This window comes from Pseudoxanthobacter sp. M-2 (genome assembly GCF_046156265.1).
In the GTDB taxonomy this organism is placed as follows: Bacteria; Pseudomonadota; Alphaproteobacteria; order Rhizobiales; family Segnochrobactraceae; genus CAMDHY01.
Map to the genome: position 1 here is coordinate 15058 of NZ_JAWDIR010000002.1, position 21648 is coordinate 36705.

16 protein-coding genes are annotated in these 21648 nt (G+C 70.7%); 10 read left to right on the forward strand and 6 right to left on the reverse strand.

The window, feature by feature from the left end; all coding sequences use genetic code 11:
- Window positions 1-12 precede the first annotated feature (12 nt).
- Window positions 13-828, reverse strand: a complete 816-nt coding sequence (locus RUR49_RS01070) for an ABC transporter ATP-binding protein (RefSeq protein WP_409144479.1) — start codon at window positions 826-828, stop codon at window positions 13-15.
- Complete coding sequence (locus tag RUR49_RS01075) at window positions 825-2813, reverse strand: AMP-dependent synthetase/ligase (RefSeq protein WP_409144480.1); 1989 nt, start codon at window positions 2811-2813, stop codon at window positions 825-827. The genes RUR49_RS01070 and RUR49_RS01075 overlap by 4 nt, the downstream gene beginning before the upstream one ends.
- Before the next feature lie 271 nt (window positions 2814-3084).
- On the opposite strand from RUR49_RS01075, the gene RUR49_RS01080 reads away from it, so the two are divergent.
- The 10 genes from RUR49_RS01080 (at window position 3085) to RUR49_RS01125 (ending at window position 15112) form a co-directional block, all read left to right on the forward strand.
- On the forward strand, window positions 3085-4260 hold the full coding sequence (locus RUR49_RS01080; protein WP_409144481.1) for a DUF3734 domain-containing protein: 1176 nt from the start codon (window positions 3085-3087) through the stop codon (window positions 4258-4260).
- Window positions 4261-4309: 49 nt separating this feature from the next.
- Entirely contained in the window at window positions 4310-5047 is a 738-nt protein-coding gene (locus tag RUR49_RS01085) for an acetoacetate decarboxylase (RefSeq protein WP_409144633.1), read from the forward strand.
- A gap of 72 nt (window positions 5048-5119) precedes the next feature.
- Entirely contained in the window at window positions 5120-5644 is a 525-nt protein-coding gene (gene ruvC / locus RUR49_RS01090; RefSeq protein ID WP_409144482.1) for a crossover junction endodeoxyribonuclease RuvC, read from the forward strand.
- A 10-nt stretch (window positions 5645-5654) separates the two neighbouring features.
- Entirely contained in the window at window positions 5655-6272 is a 618-nt protein-coding gene (gene ruvA, locus RUR49_RS01095) for a Holliday junction branch migration protein RuvA (protein ID WP_409144483.1), read from the forward strand.
- A 309-nt stretch (window positions 6273-6581) separates the two neighbouring features.
- On the forward strand, window positions 6582-8357 hold the full coding sequence (locus RUR49_RS01100) for an N-acetylglutaminylglutamine amidotransferase (protein ID WP_409144484.1): 1776 nt from the start codon (window positions 6582-6584) through the stop codon (window positions 8355-8357).
- Between the two features lie 65 nt (window positions 8358-8422).
- The gene (gene ngg / locus RUR49_RS01105) at window positions 8423-10198 is read left to right on the forward strand and encodes an N-acetylglutaminylglutamine synthetase (protein ID WP_409144485.1); all 1776 of its coding nucleotides are present in this window, start codon (window positions 8423-8425) and stop codon (window positions 10196-10198) included.
- Window positions 10199-10205: 7 nt separating this feature from the next.
- Window positions 10206-11369, forward strand: coding sequence for an osmoprotectant NAGGN system M42 family peptidase (locus RUR49_RS01110; RefSeq protein WP_409144486.1), 1164 nt, complete (start codon window positions 10206-10208; stop codon window positions 11367-11369).
- Window positions 11370-11470: 101 nt separating this feature from the next.
- On the forward strand, window positions 11471-12622 hold the full coding sequence (locus tag RUR49_RS01115) for a PspA/IM30 family protein (protein WP_409144634.1): 1152 nt from the start codon (window positions 11471-11473) through the stop codon (window positions 12620-12622).
- Window positions 12623-12710: 88 nt separating this feature from the next.
- Window positions 12711-13355: an OB-fold-containig protein gene (locus RUR49_RS01120; protein WP_409144487.1), complete on the forward strand. Its 645-nt coding sequence runs from the start codon at window positions 12711-12713 to the stop codon at window positions 13353-13355.
- A 71-nt stretch (window positions 13356-13426) separates the two neighbouring features.
- Window positions 13427-15112, forward strand: a complete 1686-nt coding sequence (locus tag RUR49_RS01125) for a flotillin family protein (protein WP_409144488.1) — start codon at window positions 13427-13429, stop codon at window positions 15110-15112.
- Between the two features lie 71 nt (window positions 15113-15183).
- Here the strand turns inward: RUR49_RS01125 and RUR49_RS01130 are convergent, their stop codons facing one another.
- The 4 genes from RUR49_RS01130 to RUR49_RS01145 all read right to left on the reverse strand — a co-directional run bounded on the left by RUR49_RS01130 (window position 15184) and on the right by RUR49_RS01145 (window position 21522).
- Window positions 15184-16590, reverse strand: a complete 1407-nt coding sequence (locus RUR49_RS01130; protein WP_409144635.1) for a PepSY-associated TM helix domain-containing protein — start codon at window positions 16588-16590, stop codon at window positions 15184-15186.
- A gap of 234 nt (window positions 16591-16824) precedes the next feature.
- Window positions 16825-17220 carry a DUF2946 family protein gene (locus tag RUR49_RS01135; RefSeq protein WP_409144489.1) on the reverse strand — a complete coding sequence of 132 codons (396 nt, stop codon included), beginning with the start codon at window positions 17218-17220 and terminating at the stop codon, window positions 16825-16827.
- 22 nt (window positions 17221-17242) lie between these two features.
- Window positions 17243-19672, reverse strand: a complete 2430-nt coding sequence (gene gyrB, locus RUR49_RS01140) for a DNA topoisomerase (ATP-hydrolyzing) subunit B (protein ID WP_409144490.1) — start codon at window positions 19670-19672, stop codon at window positions 17243-17245.
- A 260-nt stretch (window positions 19673-19932) separates the two neighbouring features.
- Window positions 19933-21522: a hypothetical protein gene (locus tag RUR49_RS01145; protein ID WP_409144491.1), complete on the reverse strand. Its 1590-nt coding sequence runs from the start codon at window positions 21520-21522 to the stop codon at window positions 19933-19935.
- Window positions 21523-21648 lie beyond the last annotated feature (126 nt).

Sequence of the window (21648 nt, forward strand, 5' to 3'; positions counted from 1 at the left end):
CCCCGCGCGCCATCAGTGCGGCACTCCGAGATAGGCGTCGATGACGTCCTGGTTCTTCTGCACCTCTTCCGGCGGGCCGTCGGCGATCTTGACGCCGTAGTCGAGCACGACGACGCGGTCGGAGAGGTCCATGACGACGCCCATGTCGTGCTCGATCAGGGCGATCGTCGTGCCCCACAGCCGGTTCACGTCGAGGATGTAGCGGGACATGTCCTCCTTCTCCTCGAGGTTCATGCCGGCCATCGGCTCGTCGAGGAGTAGGAGTTCCGGCTCCATGGCGAGGGCGCGGGCGAGCTCGACGCGCTTCTGCAGTCCGTAGGGCAGCTTGCCGACCGGCGTCTTGCGGATCGCCTCGATCTCCAGGAAGTCGATGATCTCCTCCACCGCCCGCCGGTTCTCGATCTCCTCGCTGAGCGCCGGTCCGTAGCGCAGGCACTGCCAGAGGAAGCCGCGCTTCATCTTGAGCGTCCGGCCGGCCATGATGTTGTCGAGGGTCGTCATGCCCTTGAACAGGGCGACGTTCTGGAAGGTGCGGGCGATGCCCTGGCTCGCGGCATCATAGGGGCGCATGCGCCGGCGCACCGTGCCCTTGTAGGTGATGGTGCCCTGCTGGGGGTGGTAGAAGCCGTTGATGACGTTGAGCATCGACGTCTTGCCGGCGCCGTTCGGGCCGATGATGGCGCGGATCTCGCCCTTGCGGACGTCGAACGACACGTCGTTGATCGCTCGCACGCCGCCGAACGACAGCGTCACCCCCTCGAGCGCCAGCAGCGGCGGGGCGCCCGCGTCCGTCGCGGCGGCGCGGATGGTGGTGACGGCCGCCGTCACTCGGCCGCCTCGCTAAGCGCCGGCGCCGGGCCGGCGTGGGGGGTCATGTCGCGGATCGACACCGTCGCCTCGATGGCGCCGCGGCGACCATCCTCGAAGGTCACCTCGGTGCGCACGTGGCGCTCGGTCGAACCGTCATAGAGTGCCTCGATCAAGGGGGCGTAGCGGTCGGCGATGAAGCCGCGGCGGACCTTCTGGGTGCGCGTCAGCTCGCCGTCGTCGGCATCGAGTTCCTTGTGGAGGACGAGGAAGCGGCGGATCTGCGCGCCCGCCATCGCCGGCTCGGCGGCGAGGTCGCGGTTCACCTGGTCGACGGCCTGTTCCAGGAGGTCGATGACGCGCGGGTGGGCGGCGAGCTCCTGATAGCTCGCATAGGAGATGTCGGCGCGCTCGGCCCAGTCGCCGACGGCGGTGAGGTCGATGTTGAGCATGACGGTGACGAAGCCGCGCCCGTCGCCGAAGGCCACCGCCTCGCGGATGGTCGGGAAGAACTTCAGCTTGTTCTCGATATATTTCGGCGCAAACAGCGTGGCGTCGGCGAGGCGGCCGACGTCGCGGGCGCGGTCGATGATCTTGAGGTGGCCGTCCGGCGTGAAGAAGCCGGCGTCGCCGGTCTTGACGAAGCCGTCCGGCGTCATCGTCTCGGCGGTGCGGTCCTCGTCGCGGAAGTAGCCGAGGAACATGCCGGGGCTCTTGAACTGCACCTCGCCGTCGTCGGCGATGCGAAGCGCGACGTTGGGCGCCGGCGGCCCGACGGTGTCGGAGCGGATGTCGCCGTCGGCCTGGCAAGTGACGTAGAGGAAGGCTTCCGTCTGGCCGTAGAGCTGCTTGAGGTTGAGCCCGAGGCCACGCCAGAAGGCGAACAGGTCCGGCCCGATCGCCTCGCCGGCGGTGTAGGCGACGCGGATGCGGCTGAAGCCGAGCACGTTCTTCAGCGGCCCGTAGACGAGGAACTCACCGAGCGCATAGGCGAGACGGCCCGTGAGCGGCACCGGCCGGCCGTCGAGGATCGCCGCGCCGTGGCGGCGGGCGACAGCGAGGAAATGGCGCACCATCGCCCGCTTCAGCCGCGAGGCGTCCTCCATGCGGATGGTGACGCGGGTGAGCAGCCCCTCGAAGACGCGCGGCGGCGCGAAGTAGAAGCTCGGCCCGATCTCGCGCAGGTCCTGCGTCACCGTCTCCGCGCTCTCCGGACAGGCGATGCAGAAGCCGGCGACCAGCGCCTGGGCGTAGTTGAGATAGTGATCGCCGACCCAGGCGAGCGGCAGGTAGGCGAGCACCTCGTCGCGGTCGGTGAGCTTGTCGAAGGCGACCGTGTCGCGCGCCGCGGCCACGCAGCCGCCGGCCGACAGCATGACGCCCTTCGAGCGCCCGGTGGTACCGGAGGTGTAGAGAATGACGGAGACGTCGTCCGGCGAGCCGGCGCGGACACGCGCGGCCCAGTGGTCCGCGAGCCCGGGGTCGGCCGTCATCGCGGCGCGACCCTCGTCCTGGATCTCGGTGAAGGCGTGCAGGCGGTCGCGCCCGTAGTCGCTGAGGCCGCGCGGTTCGTCATAGACGAGGAACTTGAGCTTCGGCGTTTCCCCGGCGACCTGGATCAGCTTGTCGACCTGCTCCTGGTCCTGGCAGACGGCGGCGACCACCTCGGCGTGGGACAGCACGTAGGCGATCTCGTCGGCGACGGAATCGGCATAAACTGGCACCGGCACGGCGCCGAGCGACTGCACGGCGAGCATCGACCAGTAGAGCCGCGGCCGGTTCGCCCCGACGATCGCGACAGCGTCGCCCGGCCCGATGCCGCGGCGCTCGAAGCCGAGCGCGGCGGCGCGCACCTCGGCGAGTACCTCTGCCCACGTCCACGTCTGCCAGATGCCGAGATGCTTCTCGCGCATCGCCGGCCGGCCGCCACGCTCCGCGGCGTGACGCAGCAAGAGCTTGGGAAAAGTGTCCTCGCGTGCAGGCGCGGCCTCGACCGCTCCAGCCATCGGCGTTCCCGTTTCCTCTGGGGCGCCAGCCTCTGACGGGCCGGTCGCGCAGGTGGCGGAGCCACCCCTTTGTCCGGAGCTAAGCCGACGCTCCCCGTCGAATCAAGCCCGACCGCACCACCTTGAACCAATTGACGAGCCTGCCGCACCGCACGTCTTGATGTTGCATTGCGAAGGCCGTAAGCGGGACGGCAGGGGTGCGGGGGCGTGCTCGGGGTCGCGTGCCTACGCCGTGATCCGGCGCCGGGCACCATAGGCAAGGGGACGTCACTTGCTCGACCAGGCTGCACCGGGGAGCGTCGAGGCGGAGGACTTCTCCGCCGTCCGCGACACGGTCCGGCGCTCTTACGAGAACGTCGTGCTGGTGCTGCAGGGCGGCGGCGCGCTCGGATCGTTCCAGCCGGGCGTCGTCGAGCGCCTCGACGCCGTCGGCGTCGACGTCAACTGGGTCGCCGGCATCTCGATCGGCGCCATCAACAGCGCCATCGTCGCCGGCAATCCGCCGGGGCGGCGCGTCGAGAAGCTGCGCGGCTTCTGGGAAAAGGTGACGGGCCGCATCGCGTGGCCGTGGCTGCCGCCCGGCGAGGAGATGCGCGCCGCCTTCAACCAGCTGTCGTCCTTTTCCGCCATGGCCTTCGGCCAGCCGGGCTTCTTCGAGCCGCGCGTGCCCCCGCCGCAGTGGATGCCGCCGGGCGGAGCGGAGGCGACGAGCTACTACGACACCGCGCCGCTGAAGGCGACGCTCGAGGAGTTCGTCGACTTCGACTATCTCAACCGCGGCGCGGTCAGGCTGTCGGTCGGCGCGGTCAACCTGCGCAGCGGCAACTTCACCTATTTCGATTCGACCGAGCGCCGCATCCGCCCCGAGCACATCATGGCCTCGGGGGCGCTGCCGCCGGGCTTCCCGGCGATCGAGATCGAGGGCGAGCTTTACTGGGACGGCGGCCTCGTCTCAAACACGCCGCTCGCCTACGTGCTGAGCCGTATCGACGGCGAGAACACGCTGATCCTGCAGGTCGACCTGTTCAGCGCCTCCGGCGACCGGCCGCGCACCCTGACGGAGGTGCGCGAGCGCCAGAAGGACATCCAGTTCTCGAGCCGCACGCGCCTCAACACCGACGTCTTCAAGCGCATCCAGGAGATGCGGCGCACGGTCTCGCAGCTGCTCGACCAGTTGCCGCCGGAGCTGCGCGACCTGCCGGAGGCGAGGAAGCTCGCAGACTGCCGCCGGGCGGCGCTCGTCAACATCATCCAGCTGATCTACCGCCGCAAGCCGACCGATCGCGACTACAAGGACTACGAGTTCTCGCGCAACACGATGCTGGAGAACTGGCAGGCCGGCCGCGACGTCATCGTGCGGACGATGCGCCATCCCGACTGGTTCGAGCTGCCCGATCCGGAAGCCGGCGTCGTCACCCACGACGTCTGGCGCGACGCCAAGGACTGAGCGGCCTTCTGGACACCCGACCCTCCCGACCACCGGAGCAACGCCCGTGATCAGCGAAGACGAAGTCCGCCGCCGCGCCTTCGCGATGCCCCTCACCTCGCCGGCCTTCCCGCCGGGGCCCTACCGCTTCGTCAACCGCGAGTTCTTCATCATCACCTACCGCACCGACCCGGCGGCGCTCGCCGCGGTGGTGCCGGCGCCGCTCGAGATCGCCGAGCCGATCGTCAAGTACGAGTTCATCCGCATGCCGGATTCGAGCGGCTTCGGCGACTACACCGAGTCCGGGCAGGTGATCCCGGTCACCTACCAGGGCCAGAAGGGTGGCTACGTCCACGCCATGTATCTCGACGACGGCCCGCCGATCCTCGGCGGCCGCGAGCTCTGGGGCTTCCCGAAGAAGCTCGCGAGCCCGCGGCTGGCCGTCGAGAAGGAGACGCTGGTCGGCACCCTCGACTGCGGCTCGGTGCGGGTCGTCACGGCGACGATGGGCTACAAGTGCGTCGAGCTCGACCGGGACCCGGTGATGGCGTCGCTGACGGCGCCGAACTTCCTCCTGAAGATCATCCCCCACGTCGACGGCACGGCGCGCGTCTGCGAGCTCGTCCGCTATTACATGCAGGACATCACCTTCAAGGGCGCTTGGACGGGGCCGGCCGACATCGAGCTGTTCCGCCACGCGCTCGCGCCCGTCGCGCAGCTCCCCGTGCTGGAGGTGCTCGGCGCCAGCCACATCCTCTGCGACCTGACGCTCGGCCTCGGCGAGGTGGTGCACGACTATCTCGCCTGAGGCGCGGGCTTCGCGGAGCGCGCACGCGGACGCGCATTGGCCGCCCCCCGGGAACGCGCTATCCCGGTTGCCATGACCCTGCAGGCTCCGATTCGCATCCTCGGCATCGACCCGGGCCTCCGCCGCACCGGCTGGGGGGCGATCGAGGTGTCCGGCAACTCGATCCGCTTCGTCGCCTCCGGATCGGTGGTGTCGGATGCGGGCGATGAGCTCGCCCACCGGCTGCACGCGCTGTTCGTCGGGCTGACGACGGTGCTCGAAGAGCTCAGCCCGCACGAGGCCGCCGTCGAGCAGACCTTCGTCAATCGCGACGGCGCGGCGACGCTGAAGCTCGGCCAGGCGCGCGGCATCGCCATGCTGGTGCCGGCGCGCGCCGGGCTCGCGGTCGCCGAATACGCGCCGAATGCCGTCAAGAAGTCGGTCGTCGGCGCCGGTCACGCCGACAAGAAGCAGATCCGCATGATGGTGAAGGTGCTGCTGCCGAAGGCGGAATTCGACAGCGACGACGCCGCCGACGCGCTCGCGATCGCCCTCTGCCACGCCCACCACCGCACCGCGCCGGCCGCGCGGCTCGCCCGCGCCGCTACCGGCGCCTGAGGCAGCAGAGATGATCGGCAAGCTCCGGGGACTGGTGGATACCATCGCCGAGGACCACGTGGTCCTCGACGTCGGCGGCGTCGGCTACGAGGTGTTCTGCCCGGCGCGCGTGCTCGGCCACCTGCCGCGGCCCGGCGAGCCGGTGGCGCTCGTCATCGAGACGGTGGTGCGCGAGGACGCGATCCGCCTCTACGGCTTCACCTCGCCCGGCGAGCGGGCGTGGTTCCGCCTGCTCACCTCCGTTCAGGGCGTCGGCGCCAAGGTGGCGCTGGCGATCCTCGGCGTGCTCGCCCCCGATGATCTCGCCACTGCCATCGCGCTCGGCGACAAGGTGGCGCTGTCGCGGGCCCCGGGCGTCGGCAAGCGGCTCGCCGAGCGGCTTGTCGTGGAGCTGAAGCAGGCGGCCGGTGAACTCGCCCTGCCGGCGGCGCTCGCCGGATCGGGCGGCGTCCAGGTCGCCGCGGGCGCATCCGACCCCGCGCTCGCGGACGCCGTCTCGGCGCTGGTCAACCTGGGCTATGGCGAGGCGCAGGCGCGCGGCGCCGTGCTCGCCGCCCGTGCCGCCGGCCACGCCGATGCCGGAGCCGCGACGCTGATCCGCCAGGCGCTGAAGGAGCTCGCGCGGTAGTCAGTCGAGGGGAGAGTGGGTCGGCCGTCGGAGCGCTCTAGCGAGAGTCGAAGTCGCGGCCACCCCCTCCCTGCCCTCCCCCGCAAGGGGGGAGGGTTCGCGTTCTTGCCTCGGCTGCGCGCCCGAAAAAAATCTCTGCACCGACGGAACCTTTTCGCGGCTCGGCCGTTTCACCGTCCCACGACACCACACCGACGACCGTCATGACCCGCCGATCGACCAACGATCCCGCGGGCTCAGACGTCGTCGCGCGTCGGCCGCGGCTCCTTCTGTGCCGGTGTCGGCGCAGACGAGGAGGACCAACCCGGCATGTGCGGGATTTGCGGCGAGATCACCTTCGACCAGAGGGCCGCCTCGGCGGCGTCCGTGCAGCGAATGGCCGACGCGCTCGCGCCACGCGGTCCGGATGGCGAGGGCATCGTCGCCCGCGGGCGCGTCGCGCTCGGCCATCGCCGCCTCTCGATCATCGACCTGTCGAGCCGCGCCGAGCAGCCGATGGTCGATCCCGAGCTCGGCCTGACCATCGCCTTCAACGGCTGCATCTACAATTACGAGGCGCTGCGCGAGGAGCTGTCCGGCCTCGGCTACCGGTTCTTCTCCGGCGGCGACACCGAGGTGATCCTCAAGGCCTACCACGCCTGGGGCGAGGGCTGCGTCGAACGCCTGATCGGCATGTTCGCCTTCGTCATCCACGAGCGCGAGACGGGGCGCGTCGTGATGGCGCGCGACCGCTTCGGCATCAAGCCGCTCTATCTGGCCGAGAGCCCCGGCCGGCTGCGCTTCGCCTCCTCGCTGCCGGCGCTGCTGGCGGCCGGCGATACCGACACCTCGATCGACCGGGTGGCGCTGCACCGCTATATGAGCTTCCACGCGGTCGTGCCGGCGCCGGAGACGATCCTCAAGGGCGTGCGCAAGCTGCCGCCGGCCACCGTCCGGGTCATCGAGGCCGACGGGCAGAGCCGCGAGCGGCGCTACTGGACGCTGTCGTTCGACCGCAGCGCCGGTGACATCCGGCTGCCCGCCGCGGAGTGGGAGGAGCGCATCCTCGCCTCGCTGCGCACGGCGGTGGAGCGCCGCATGGTCGCCGACGTGCCCGTCGGCGTGCTGCTCTCCGGCGGCGTCGATTCGAGCCTGATCGTGGCTCTGCTCGCGGAGGCCGGCCAGACCGGGCTCGAGACCTTCTCGATCGGCTTCGAGAGCGCCAACGGCGAGAAGGGCGACGAGTTCGTCTATTCCGACCTGGTCGCCGAGCGCTTCGGCACGCGCCACCACCAGATCTTCGTGCCGTCGGTGGATCTCGTCGCGGAGCTGCCGGGGGCGGTGGCGGCGATGTCGGAGCCAATGGTCTCCTACGACTGCATCGGCTTCTACCTGCTGTCGCGCGAGGTCGCGAAGCACATCAAGGTGGTGCAGTCCGGCCAGGGCGCCGACGAGATCTTCGCCGGCTACCACTGGTATCCGCCGCTCGCCGCCGCCAACGACCCGGTCGGCGAATACGCGCGGCTGTTCATCGACCGCGACCACGCGACGCTCGCCACCCAGCTCTCGCCCGACTACCTCGCCGACCGCGACGAGAGCCGCGCTTTCGTCGAGGCGCATTTCGCGGAGACCGGCGCCACGGACCCGCTCGACAAGGCGCTCAGGCTCGATTCCACCGTCATGCTGGTCGACGACCCGGTGAAGCGGGTGGATTCGATGACGATGGCGGCCGGCCTCGAGGCGCGCGTGCCCTTCCTCGACCACGAGCTCGCCGAACTCGCCGCCCGCATGCCGGGCGAGCACAAGCTTTCCGACGGCGGCAAGGGCGTGCTGAAGGCGATCGCCCGCAAGATGCTGCCGCGCGAGGTGGTTGACCGCCCGAAGGGCTACTTCCCGGTGCCGATCCTGAAGTACCTCGCCGGCCCGACGCTCGACCTCGTCCGCGACGTGCTCTCCGCCGCACCGGCCCGCGAACGCGGCATCTTCCGCCGCGACTACCTCGACAAGCTGCTGGCGAACCCGTCCGACCACATCACGCCGCTGCGCGGTTCCGAGCTGTGGCAGGCGGCGCTGCTCGAGATGTGGCTGCAGACGCACCGCGTCTGACGCGGGCTGCGAACCCGCTGCCACCACCAGCGTTGACAAGAGACGGCGCATCCGAGGGGGACCCCATGATGCACAGCAAGCTTTCCGCCGCCGCGGCCATTGCCAGCGCAGCCGAAATCCAGAGCGACGGCGCCACTGCACCGGCGATCACGCCGTCGGTTCCCGAGGGTGTCTGCCTCGACTGCGGCTGGGGGCGGCTGCTGTTCTCGCAGACCTTTGCCGACGCCAACGCGCTGGCCGAGGCGATGCGGGCGGAGGGTCCGGGCCGGCGCGACATCGCCTTCTATGTCCGCGATCCACACGTGCTGCTGGCGGCGGCACCGCACGAACTGTTCCTCGACCCCTCGCACGCCTTCCGCCTGAGGCTCGCCGACCTGAAGCGGACGGACCGGCGGCCGGGCGGCTTCACCGTTCGCCGCATCGCCTCGGCGGCCGATGCCGACGGCGTCAACCGCATCTATGCGGCGCGTGGCATGGTGCCGATCCGGCCGGACTTCTTCTGGGGCCGACCGAACGGTGGCGCCATCCTCCACCTCGTCGCCGAGGACGACGTGTCGGGCGCGATCGTCGGCACCGTCACCGGCATCGACCACGCCCGCATCTTCGACGATCCTGACCACGCCGCGTCGCTCTGGTGCCTCGCCGTCGACCCGCAGGCGCCGCACCCCGGCATCGGCGAGGCGCTCGTGCGCCATCTCTGCGCGCTGATGCGTGAGCGCGGCGCCGTCCACCTCGATCTTTCGGTGATGCACGACAACGAGGCGGCGATCGGCCTCTATGAGCAGCTCGGCTTCGAGCGGCTGCCGGTGTTCGCGGTGAAGCGCAAGAACCCGATCAACGAGAAGCTGTTCGCCGGCCCGCCGCCGGAGGCGTCGCTCAATCCCTACGCCCGCATCATCGTCGAGGAGGCGCGCCGGCGCGGCATCGGCGTCGATCTGATCGACGCCGAGGGCGGGCTGTTCCGCCTGATCTATGGCGGTCGCTCGATCGCCTGCCGGGAGTCTCTCTCCGACCTGACGTCGGCCGTGGCGCTGTCGATCTGCGACGACAAGGCGGTGACGCGGCGCATCGTCGAGCGTGCCGGCGTGCGTGTGCCGGAGGAGATCGAGGCGGGGGACGCGAGCCTCTTGCCGGCGTTCCTGGAACGCCATGGCTCGGTGGTGGTGAAGCCGGCCCGCGGCGAGCAGGGCCGCGGCGTCGCCGTCGGCCTGACGACGCTCGACGAGGTCGAGGCGGCCGTCGAGCGCGCCCGCGGCGTCTGCGACCGCGTGCTGGTGGAATCGTGCTTCCACGGCGACGACCTGCGCCTCGTCGTCATCGACTACCGGCTCGTGGCGGCGGCGATCCGGCGGCCGGCGGCGGTCGTCGGCGACGGCCGCTCCACCGTCCGCGAGCTGATCGCCCGGCAGAGCCGCCGCCGCGAGGCCGCGACAGGGGGCGAGTCCTCGATCCCGCTCGACGCGGAGACCGAGCGCTGCGTCGCCGCCGCCGGGCTGACGCTCGAGGACATCCCCGACGTCAACCGCGAGGTGACGGTGCGCAAGGCGGCGAACCTGCACACCGGCGGCACCATTCACGACGTCACCGACCACGTGCACCCGACGCTCGTCGACGCGGCGGTTCAGGTGGCCCGCGCCATCGGCATCCCGGTGGTCGGCGTCGACTTCATCGTGCGCTCGCCGCACGAGCCGGACTACGTGTTCATCGAGGCGAACGAGCGGCCGGGCCTCGCCAACCACGAGCCGCAGCCGACAGCGGAGCGCTTCGTCGACCTGTTGTTCCCGCAATCGATGCCGGCGGCGGCGCGCGATCTCGGCCGCGACGCGCCGACGGCGTGGTGAGCGGCCGATGCCCCGTCTCGCTATCGACACCGACTACCTCACCGCGACGCTGAAGGCGTTGCTCGCGATCCCGAGCCCGAGCGGCTACACGGACACGATCGTGCGATCCTGCGGCGCCGAACTGCGCCGCCTCGGCGTCGAGACCGAGACGACGCGGCGCGGTGCCATCCGCGCCAAGCTGCCGGGGCAATCCGCGCAGCCGGCGCGCGCCGTGATCGCCCACCTCGACACCCTCGGTGCCCAGGTGAAGCAGCTGAAGGACAACGGCCGGCTGGAGCTCGTGCCGATCGGCCACTGGTCGGCCCGCTTCGCGGAAGGCGCGCGCGTCACCATCTTCACCGAGCGCGGCGGCTATCGCGGCACCATCCTGCCGCTGAAGGCCTCCGGCCATACCTACGGCGACGAGGTCGACACCGCCCCGATCGGCTGGCAGCACGTGGAACTGCGCGTCGACGCCATCGCCCGCGACCGTGGCGATCTCCGCCACCTCGGCTTCGATGTCGGCGACATCGTCGCCGTCGACCCGCAGCCGGAGTTTCTCGACAACGGCTACATCGTCTCCCGCCATCTCGACGACAAGGCGGGCGTCGCCATCCTGCTTGCGGCGCTCGAAGCACTGATCCGCGAGGGCTCGCCGCTGCCGGTCGACACCTTCTGGCTGTTCTCGGTCGCCGAGGAAGTGGGCGTCGGCGCGGCGTCGGTGCTGACGCAGAACATCGCCTCGATGCTGACGGTCGACAACGGCACCTCGGCGCCCGGCCAGTCGAGCTCCGAGTTCGGCGTGACGATCGCCATGGCCGACCAGACCGGGCCCTTCGACTGGCACCTGACGAAGCGGATGGTGGAGCTCTGCCGCGAGCACGACATCCGCTACCAGAAGGACGTCTTCCGCTACTACCGCTCCGACTGCGCCTCGGCGATCGAGGCGGGTGAGGACGTCCGCACGGCGCTGGTCACCTTCGGCGTCGACGCCTCGCACGGCTACGAGCGCATCCACCTGCACGCGCTGCGCTCGATCGCCGAGCTCGTCACCGCCTATGCGACGAGCGACGTCGAGTTCTGGCGCGACGCCGAGCCCGTCGCCCCCCTCCTCGGCTTCCCCAAGCAGCCGATGAAGCCGGCCGAGCAGCCGGAGGCCGCCGCCGTCGGAGAGCCCGGGGAGCCCGTCTAGGACCTCCCGGACGGGCCGACGGCCGCCATGCCGCGCGGCGGCGGCCTATCGGATCATCACGACCTCTTGAAAGGACTAATGGAGTCCTTTATGGTCTGGTGATGGTCGACCGCAGCCGAGCCTCGCACTCCGATACCCTCCGCTACGCGCTCGCGCCGGACGAGGTGGCGCGGGCGGCGATCGAGGCCACCTTCGTCGAGTACGGCCGCATGATGGAGATGCTCGAGGCGATGACGGAGGGCAGCGACGCGGGGGCCAACCTCGTCGCCCTGCACGCCCTCGCCTACGAGCGGCTGCGGACCGCCACCCGCCTGCCGTCGCAGATGGTGGTGCTCGGCCTCAGGGACTTCGCGGCAAGGCGCAGCGGCGCGGCGCCGGAGGGCCTGCCGCTCGACGACAAGCTGTTCGCCGTCAAGGGCGCGGCGCAGGTTTCGATCGCCACCGTCGAGGGGCGCGCCAGCGTGCCCTACGTCGTCATCGGCTACCGTCCCGGCTGGCGCGGCGGGCCACCGGCCCGGCTGGTCCGCGACGGCGACGGCTTCCACGTCCACATCGGCGTCACCCCGCGGGGTGCGAAGCAACAGGAGACCGAGATGATCCACGAAGGCATTCTCGCCCGCATGGGCCGCCTGATCGCCGGCTTCGCCCACGCCGCCGTCGACCGGGCCGAGGCGCTCGACACCGTCGCGGTGGTCGAGCAGGCGGTGCGCGAGATCGACAAGGCCGCCGACGAGGTGCGCGCCGAGGTCGGCAAGGCGCAGGCCGAGCGCTACCGCATCGAGAGCCGCCGCGAGGCCTTCCGCGCCGAGAGCGGCAAGCTCGAGACGCAGATCGACACCGCCGTGGCCCAGGGCCGCGACGATCTCGCCAAGGCGGCGATCGGCCGGCAGCTCGACCTCGAGGTGCAGGTCGCCGCGCTCGACAAGGCACTCGCCGACGTCGACGAGCGGCTCGACGAGAGCCGCCAGGCGCTGCAGGCGGTGGTCGCCGCCCGCAAGGACGCCGAGGCGCGCCTCGCTGAACTGAAGAAGAGCGAGGCGAAGGCCGGCGCTCCGTCGGCTGGAACCGGCGGGATGGCCGAGCGCCCGGAGGACCGGGTGGCCCGCAAGGCCGCGTCGATCGCCCGCATGACCGGCGTGCCGGCCGGCGACCTGCCCGCCGGCGCCGCCGAGCTCGAGGAACTGGAGCGCCTGCACCGCGAGCAGACCATCGAGGCGCGGTTGCGCGCCCGCACCGGACCATCCAAGACTTAAGCGACGCCGGATCGCGCCGGTCGTACCGGCGGATCCGGCGCCAGACTGCCGGCGCTGCACAGGCGGCGCCGGTCGCCCGCCCGAGAGGATGCGAGACACGACGATGGAGTGGCTGCTCGCCCCCGAGGTCCGGCCGTTTGCGATCGCACTCGCGATCCTGCTAGGGCTCCTGCTGATCGAGGTGGTGTCGATGTTCGGCGGGCTTTCCGCCGGCTCCGTCCTCGACAAGGCGCTCGAGGGTGACGGGGACGGCGACGGCTGGCTCGCCGGCGCGCTCGGCTGGCTGAACGTCGGCCGCGTGCCGGTGATGGTGCTGCTGCTGCTGTTCCTCGGCGGCTTCGCCGCCGCCGGCTTCCTGGTGCAGAGCATCGCTGGCACGCTGGCGGCGCCGCTGCCGGCCCTCGTCGCCGCCGGCGTCGCGCTGGTCGTGGCGCTGCCCGTCACCCGCCAGGGCAGCCAGCTGGTCGCCCGGGTGGTGCCGCAGGACGAGACCTATGCCGTCGAGAACGCCGACCTCGTCGGCCGCGTCGCCGAGGTGACGCTCGGGCCGCTCGACGAGGGCAAGCCCGGCCGCATCAAGGTGCTGGACGCCCACGGCAACTGGCACTTCCTCGCCGCCCGCGCCGCGCCCGGGACGGGCCCCTTCGCCACTGGAACGTCGGTGCTGCTCGTCGACCGCGACGCTGCCTCGTTCCTCGTCATCGCCCCCACCGCCGATCTCTCGCCCACCTGATCCACGCGGTTCCGCCGCCGCCTCTCCCCACCGGCCCCTGCCGCATCCCTGACTTCAGCGAGGACAGGCACATGATCTGGGAAGTCCTGGTACCGGCCCTCATCGGGCTCGCCGCCATCGTCGCCATCGGCTTTGTGCTGGCGTCGCTCTACACCCGCTCCTCGCGCGACCGCGCCTATGTGCGCACCGGCCTCGGCGGCCAGAAGGTGGTGCTCGACGGTGGCTCTGTGGTGATGCCGGTGTTCCACTCGACCGCCTGGGTCAACCTCAAGACGCTGCGGCTGGAGGTGCGGCGCGGCGAGAACGAGGCGCTGATCACCAAGGACCGCATGCGCGTCGACATCGGCGCCGAGTTCTACGTGCGGGTGAAGCCCGACTCGTCCTCGATCGCGCTCGCCGCCCAGACGCTCGGCGACCGCACCAACGACGCCGACGAGCTGCGCGAGCTGATCGAGGCGAAGTTCGTCGACGCGCTGCGCTCGGTCGCCGCGACGATGCCTTTGAACGACCTGCAGGAAAAGCGCGTCGAGTTCGTCAAGGCGGTGCAGGACGCGGTTGCCGCCGACCTGCAGTCGAACGGCCTCGAGCTCGAGACGGTGTCCCTCACCCGCCTCGGCCAGACCGACATCAAGTACTTCAACGCCAACAACTTCTTCGACGCCGAAGGCCTCGCCACGCTCACCAAGATCACCGAATCGCGCAAGAAGGAGCGCAACGAGATCGTCCGCGATACCGAGGTGGCGATCGCCCAGAAGGATCTCGAGGCGCAGCAGCGCAAGCTCGAGATCGATCGCTCCTCGAAGGAGGCCGAGCTCAACCAGCAGCGCGACGTCGCCAACAAGACCGCCGACACCCGCGCCGAGACGGCGCTGAAGGAGAACGAGGCGCGGCGCGCCGAGGAGGAGGCGCGCATCGGCGCCGAGCAGTCGATCGCCGAGCGCGAGGCGAAGGCGCGCGAGGCCCGCGAGAGCGCCGAGATCGCCGCCCAGCGCGCCGTCAAGCAGCGCCGCACCGAGGCCGACCGCGACATCCAGATCGTCGCGCAGGAGAGCGCCATCGCGGTCGCCAACAAGAGCCGCGAGGAATCGGTCGCCACCGCCGAGGCGGAGGACGCCCGCGCCAAGGCGGTCGCCGCCGGCGAGAAGGTGACGACCGCCCAGGCCGTCGAGGTCGCCGAGCGCCAGCGCCAGATCGCCGTCATCGCCGCCCAGACGGACGCCGAGAAGGAGGCGACGGCCGTCAGGGTGCAGGCCGACGCGCAGAAGCAGGCGGCGCTCGATCAGGCGGAGGCGACCAAGACGCTCGCCGCTGCCGAGGCGGATGCCGCCAAGCTGCGCGCCGCCGGCGTGCGCGAGCTCGGCATGGCCGAGGCCGACCGCGAGTCGGCCCTCAACGAGGCGCGCAACAAGCTGTCGGCGGCGATCATCGAGTACGAGCTGACGCGCGAGCGCATCGCGGTGATCCCGGCAGCGCTGGCCGAGACGGTGAAGCCGCTCGCCAACATCTCCGACGTCCGCATCTTCGACACCGGCGGCCTCGGCGGCGGGGCGGCGACGAACGGGGGCGGCGGCGACCAGAGCTTCGGCGACGGCCTCGTCGGCCAGCTCCTGAAATACCGGGCGAGCGCCCCGGTGGTCGACCGCATCCTCGCCGAAGCCGGCTTCACCGGCGCCAACCCGGCGGAGGCCCTGACGGCGGCGTTGTCGGGGACACCGAAGCCAGCGGCGAGGCCCGAGGCGGGCGCATCCGGGGTTTGAGACCGTCGGCCTGCCGAAGTTCCCCCTCAGCGCCGGCAGGTTGACCGGCCGGCGCCGAGGGTGGCCGCGCATCACATGGCGGGGCGCGTCTCCGGGCGGGTGCGGCGTGCGCCGCCGCCCGAGCGCCAGCCGCGCGTGACCATCAGGTCGATGAGCAGCATGACGATCAGCGAGGCACCGACGAGCGGGTAGAGGACACCGACGACCGCCATGATGGCGATGATGCCCCACATCCGGCTGCGATCGGAGGGCAGCGGCGGCACACCGAGCGACCCCTTCGGACGCCGCTTCCACCACATCACGCCCGCCGACACCGCCATCAGCACGGTGGCAACGCAGACGATCAAGAGCACGATCTGGTTCACCCAGCCGAACTGCTGGCCGAGGTGTAGGTTGATGCCGACTTCCATCGCCTTGGCGATCGGACCGTAGTCCGCATAGTGGAAGTCGAGCAGCGGCTCACCGGAGTACTGGTCGAGGTGGACGACGCGCTGCAGGTCGATGTCATCCGGATAGACGCTCGCCGAATAGACGCCCGTCGGGCCGGAGGGCAGGCTGACGACGTAGCCGCGCACCACGCCGAGGCGGTCGAAGGTCGCGACCGCGGCGTCGATGCCGACAGGGGCGCGGGGCTGTGCCGGCGCCGTGGATAGCGGCACCTGGGCCTGTTGCAGTGACCAGCTCGTCTCGCCGGCGTGGGCAAGGTGCCCGTCCGACATCGGCACATCGACATAGAGGCCGGCCGGGTAGCCGTAGTTGGTGCCGTTCGCCCACTCGTTGGCGTACTTGCCCCAGAACACCGACCACGGCATGCCGCTGATCGCCAGGAAGGCGATGAACAGGCCCGTGAACGCACCGGTGACGGCGTGCAGGTCGCGCCAGAACACACGCTTTCGGGCATCGCCGCGGATGGTGACGACGCCGCCGGATTGTCGCCGCGGCCACCACAGGAACAGGCCGGTGCCGACGAGCAGGATCGACCAGCCACCGACGATCTCGATGACGCCGTTGGCGATCGGTCCGAACTCGGCGAGGCTGTGCAGGCGCCTGATCGTCCACATGATCGTGCCGCGATCCGGCAGCGAGCCGAGCACCCGGCCGTCATAGGGATCGACGTAGACGGCGAGGCGCTGGCCGGTCTCCGCCTTCACCGTGACCTCGGCCGACGACGTCGGGGTCGGCGGCGGCATGAACTTCGCCGCGGTGCCGGGATAGGCCGTCAGCGCCGCTTCAATGAGGCGGCTCGCTTCGATCTCCGTGCCCGGCCGTGCGTCCACCTGCTTCAGCTGGTGGTGCCAGGCGCGGTCGATCTCGTCGCGGTAGAGATAGAGCCCGCCGGTGACGGCGAGCAGGATCATGAAGGGCAGCACCAGCAGGCCGGCATAGAAGTGCCAGCGCCAGACGGCGCGGTAGGCGTCGATGCCGTGGGTCGCGGCGTCGGCCGCGGCCGGAGCGGTCTTCGGGTCGGTGGGGGTCATCTTGTCCATCACGAGACGGTCGATGCGGCTCGGGAGCGGCGCGGCACGAAGCGGCGCGCCACCGGGTTGCGGCCGGCATCGACGTGGTTTCGAACGCCCGAGGAACCGGCCGGCCCGATGCGGCCGCAGGCGCCGAGGCGCCGGCGCGGCCGCCGGGTCGATCACGGGTTTCTCGGAGGGAGGTGGTGAATGTCGAAAGGCGAGGCTCGGCGCCTGGTCAGGCGTGCAGAGACCTCAGTGCACCGGTGGCGGAGCGCGTGCCTGGCGCGGCGTCCGGCCAAGGTCGGCTGCAACGGGTGCTTCGGCAACGGAGACCGCCAACACGGTGGCGATGCGCTGCGGCGCGTACAACGACGCCAGATCGGGCGGGCAGCCGGCGCCGGCACAGGCCGCCATGCAGCCGAGGATGCAGCAGGCGGGACCGTGCGCGGAGGCGGGTTCGCCCTCCCCCGGGTGCGCACCGGTCGTGCAGATGACACCGCCGAAGGCGTCGAGCTGGACGGGGGTCGCCGGCGCGCCCGTGGCGGCGGTCGCGAGCGCGCTCTGGAAGGCGAATAGCCAGACGGCGGCGAGTGCCAGCCAGGGGCGCCCTGCCAGCCGGCGGCGGCGTCTGATCGCGAACCCCCTCACGACGCCCCCTCCCCCGAAGATCTCACACGTCGAGGTTCGCCACCGACAGGGCGTTGTCCTGGATGAACTCGCGGCGGGGCTCGACTTCGTCGCCCATCAGCTTGGAGAAGATGTCGTCGGCATCGTCGCCGTCCTTCACCCGCACCTGCAGGAGCGAGCGGGCGTTGGGGTCGAGGGTGGTCTCCCAGAGCTGCTCGGCGTTCATCTCGCCGAGGCCCTTGTAGCGCTGCAGGCTGACGCCGCGGCGGCCGGTGGCGAAGATCGCCGCGAGCAGCGCGCGCGGGCCGCGGACCACCGTCTCGACGTCCTTGCGCTTCAGGGTCGCCGCCTTGCCGTAGACCTCCTGCAGGTGGCTCGCATGGGCATCGAGCTTGCGGGCGTCGGCGGAGCCGAGCAGGGCGGCGTCGATGCGCGTCACTTCCTTGACGCCGCGCACGGTGCGCTCGAAGCGCAGGCCGCCGTCGGCCTCGGCGAGGCCCACCCAGCCCTTCTCGAACTCGTCGGCGAGGATGTCGAGGCGGCGGGCGATGTAGGCGGCGGCCCCCTCGGCCTTCGACCGGTCGGCGACGATCTCCGGGTTGAGCGCGCCGGCGATCGCGGCCTGCTCGACGGTGTCGCGGCTGTAGCGCGAGTGCAGCGCCTCGAGGCCGCCGGCGATCTTGCGGGCCTCGTCGATGACGGCCTTGAGGTCGCGGCCGGTGCGGACCTCGCCGTTGGCGAGCGTCAGCGAGGCCTCGTCGAGGCCGGCGTCGATGAGGAAATCCTCGAGCGCCCGCTCGTCCTTCAGGTACTGCTCGGAGCCCGAGCGGCGGATCTTGTAGAGCGGCGGCTGCGCGATGAAGAGGTGGCCGGCGTCGATCAGCGACGGCATCTGCCGGTAGAAGAAGGTGAGGAGCAGGGTGCGGATGTGGGCGCCGTCGACGTCGGCGTCCGTCATGATGATGATCTTGTGGTAGCGCAGCTTCTCGAGGTTGAACTCCTCGACGCCGATGCCGGTGCCGAGCGCGGTGATCAGCGTGCCGATCATCTCCGACGACAGCATCTTGTCGAAGCGGGCACGCTCGACGTTGAGGATCTTGCCACGGAGCGGCAGGATCGCCTGGTTGGCGCGGTTGCGGCCGCTCTTGGCCGACCCGCCGGCGGAGTCACCCTCGACGATGAAGAGCTCCGACTTCGCCGGGTCGCGCTCCTGGCAGTCGGCGAGCTTGCCGGGCAGCGAGGCGACGTCGAGCGCGCCCTTGCGGCGGGTGAGCTCGCGTGCCTTGCGGGCGGCCTCGCGGGCGGCGGCGGCCTCGACCACCTTGCCGATGACGGTCTTCGCCTCGGCCGGGTGCTCCTCGAACCAGGTGCCCAGCGCATCGTTGACGACCGCCTCGACGACGGGGCGCACCTCGGAGGAGACGAGCTTGTCCTTCGTCTGCGAGGAGAACTTCGGATCGGGCACCTTCACCGAGAGAACGCAGGTGAGGCCCTCGCGGCAGTCGTCGCCGGTGAGGGTGACCTTTTCCTTCTTCGAGGTACCGCTCTTCTCGGCGTAGCTCGTCACCTGGCGAGTCAGCGCACCGCGCAGGCCGGCGAGATGGGTGCCGCCGTCGCGCTGCGGGATGTTGTTGGTGAAGCAGAGCGTGTGTTCGTGGTAGCTGTCGTTCCACCACAGCGCCACCTCCACCTCGATGTTGTCGCGCTCGGCCTTCATGTAGATCGGCGTCGGCAACAGCGGGTGCTTGGTGCGGTCGAGCCAGCGCACGAAGGCGGCGACGCCGCCCTCGTAGAACAGCTCCTCCTTGCGCGGCTCGACGCCGCGGCGGTCCTCGAGGAGGATGCGCACGCCGGAGTTCAGGAAGGCGAGCTCGCGCAGGCGCCGCTCGAGGGTGGCGAAATCGAACTCGACGACGCCGGCGAAGGTCTCGCGGCTCGGCAGGAACGTCACCTCGGTGCCGGTGAGGCCCTCGGAATCCCCGATGGCAGCGAGCGGCGCGTCGGCGACGCCGTGGGTGAAGCTCATGGCGAACAGGCTGCCGGCGCGGCGGATACGCAGCGTCAGCCACTGCGACAGCGCGTTCACCACCGAGACGCCGACGCCGTGCAGGCCGCCGGAGACCTTGTAGGAATTCTGGTCGAACTTACCGCCGGCGTGCAGCTGGGTCATGATGACCTCGGCCGCCGAAATGCCCTCGCCGGTGTGGATGTCGGTCGGGATGCCGCGGCCGTTGTCTGTGACGGTGCAGGAGCCGTCGGCGTTCAGCGTCACCGTCACGCGGTCGGCATAGCCGGCGAGCGCCTCGTCGATGGCGTTGTCGACCACCTCGTAGACCATGTGATGCAGGCCGGAGCCGTCATCGGTGTCGCCGATGTACATGCCCGGCCGCTTGCGCACCGCGTCGAGGCCCTTCAGGACCCTGATCGACTGGGCGCCGTACTCTTCCGCCCCATTGGACGTCACATCTGTCATTCGGTCTGAGGTCCGCCGTAGTTCCCGCGCGCGTGGTTCCCGCGCGCGCCCGTTATAGACGGTCGGGCGGGGGGTTCAACTCGGCCCGTCCAACTGCAGAAAGCACCTGTTCTGCCAGAGACTTACGCATCCGGAGGCAGGCCCGCGGACAAGCCGATTCGGGCCGCCTGCGCACAACTCGCCGTCGGGCTCATGACAAGCGTCGGCAAAGCGTCTCCGGAGGGGTCACGAACACGCTCCCTGCCGGCGCGCCAGACCGCTCATTTGGCGCGCTTGCCGGAGAACTCGCCATACAGCGTCGCGCGCTCGCTCGTCTTGCGGGAGCGGCGGTTGTCCTTGACGTTGCCCCACATCTTGTCGCCGGAGAAGTTGATGTGGGCCTCGAAATTGTCGGGACCGCCCCACTTCGCGTTGGAGAACTTCCAGTAGGCGTAGCCGCCGTCGAGCCGCGCGCCACCGGCCGGGGTGAACGGCCCCTCGAGATAGTTGCGGCTGAGGCAGTCCTGCGTCTGGAAGACCTGGAGCTTCCAGTTCGACAGGCCGGCCCAAGCGTACCAGCCCTTCATGTAGTTGGCGAACTGCACGGTGGCGTTCGCTTCGGCATAGGGTGACCAGCAGGTCGGCCACTGGTAGCTGCCGGTCATCTTCACCGGCGCCTGATAGACGTCCCAGCAGGGCAGTTCGAGCTTGCCCTCGAAGGCATCGCTGTCGGGGCCGTACTTCTTCGGCTCGGTGGAGCTCACCCAGGCGTAACCGTAGGGGCTGAGGAAGCGGGCGCTGAAGCGCACCTCCAACGGCTTGTCGAAGAGGTTCGGCTGTTCCTCTACCGCGATCGGCTTGAAGCCCGCGGCGTTCTTCACCGCCGGGCAGAGCGCCTCGCGGAAGGGCGCCAGGATGCGCCGGCAGGCGATCGTCGCCGCCTGCTCGCCGCCAAGCGCGGTGCAGACGTCACGCGACTTGGCGCGCCCGGTGACGGCGCAGACGGTTTCTGCGGCGGTGCCGACCGCGGCGGTCACCTTGGCCGGATCGCGCCGGACGGTGGCGAGCTTGCCCGTGTCGATCGTCCCGCCGAAGATCGTGCCGACGCGCTTCTCCAGCGGAAACCAGGCGGCGACCCGGCCATCGGGCTTGTGCTTCGGATTGATCTCGATCCAGGCGTCGACGAGGCGCTGCGAGGTCGGCCAGTGCTTGCACGCCTTGACCGACAGCTTGACCTTGCGCTTGTCGGGCGCGGCCGCGGGCTCTGCGGTATCCACCGCGACCGAGCCGGCCGATCCGAGCGCGGCGGTCTCGGCCTCCGGCAGGTCGACGACGCGGCGGTCACGGGCATAGCCGTAGTTGAACGAGACCGTCAGCGTGCGCCGGCTGCCGTTGCGGCCAAACGAGACGAACTCGCCGCGGTCGTCGACGACCGCCTTCAGTTTGCCGTCGGCGAGCTCCGCCGTGGCGCGGCCCTCGGGGAAGACCGTCGTCAGGCGCTCGACCGCCCCGCCGGCGAAGCCCGGCCCCGGCAGCCAGGCGGTGGCGTAGCTCTTGGCGTCGAGGGGGATGGTGGCGAGCGTCGCCGAGGTGCCGCGGGTGTAGGCGCCGACCCGCACGGGCACCCGCGCCGCCGGTGAGGCGACCTCGGCCGCAGCGCTCGCGCGCGAGGACCGGTCGTCGACGTCCGGCAGCTGATGCGGATCGACGCTGACGCCGAGCGAGCGGAAATGCGCCGCCACGGCGGGCGGCAGCACGGGGGCCTGCGCGGCGCCGTCGGCGACGGCAGGTGGCGAACCGAGGGCGAGCGGAAGCGCGAGCATGGCCGCTGCGGCCACCCAACCGGCGATGCGTCTGTCGAGACGGTTCACGACCGCCCTCTTCTGATGAGGTTCGAAGCCCTGGCCGGGCAGGTGGCGAATTCCCGCCGCCCGCCTCCATGGCGCGGGTTCTGCGTAAAGATTGCGTTTCCAGCAAGGCGGTTGATGCACGACGCA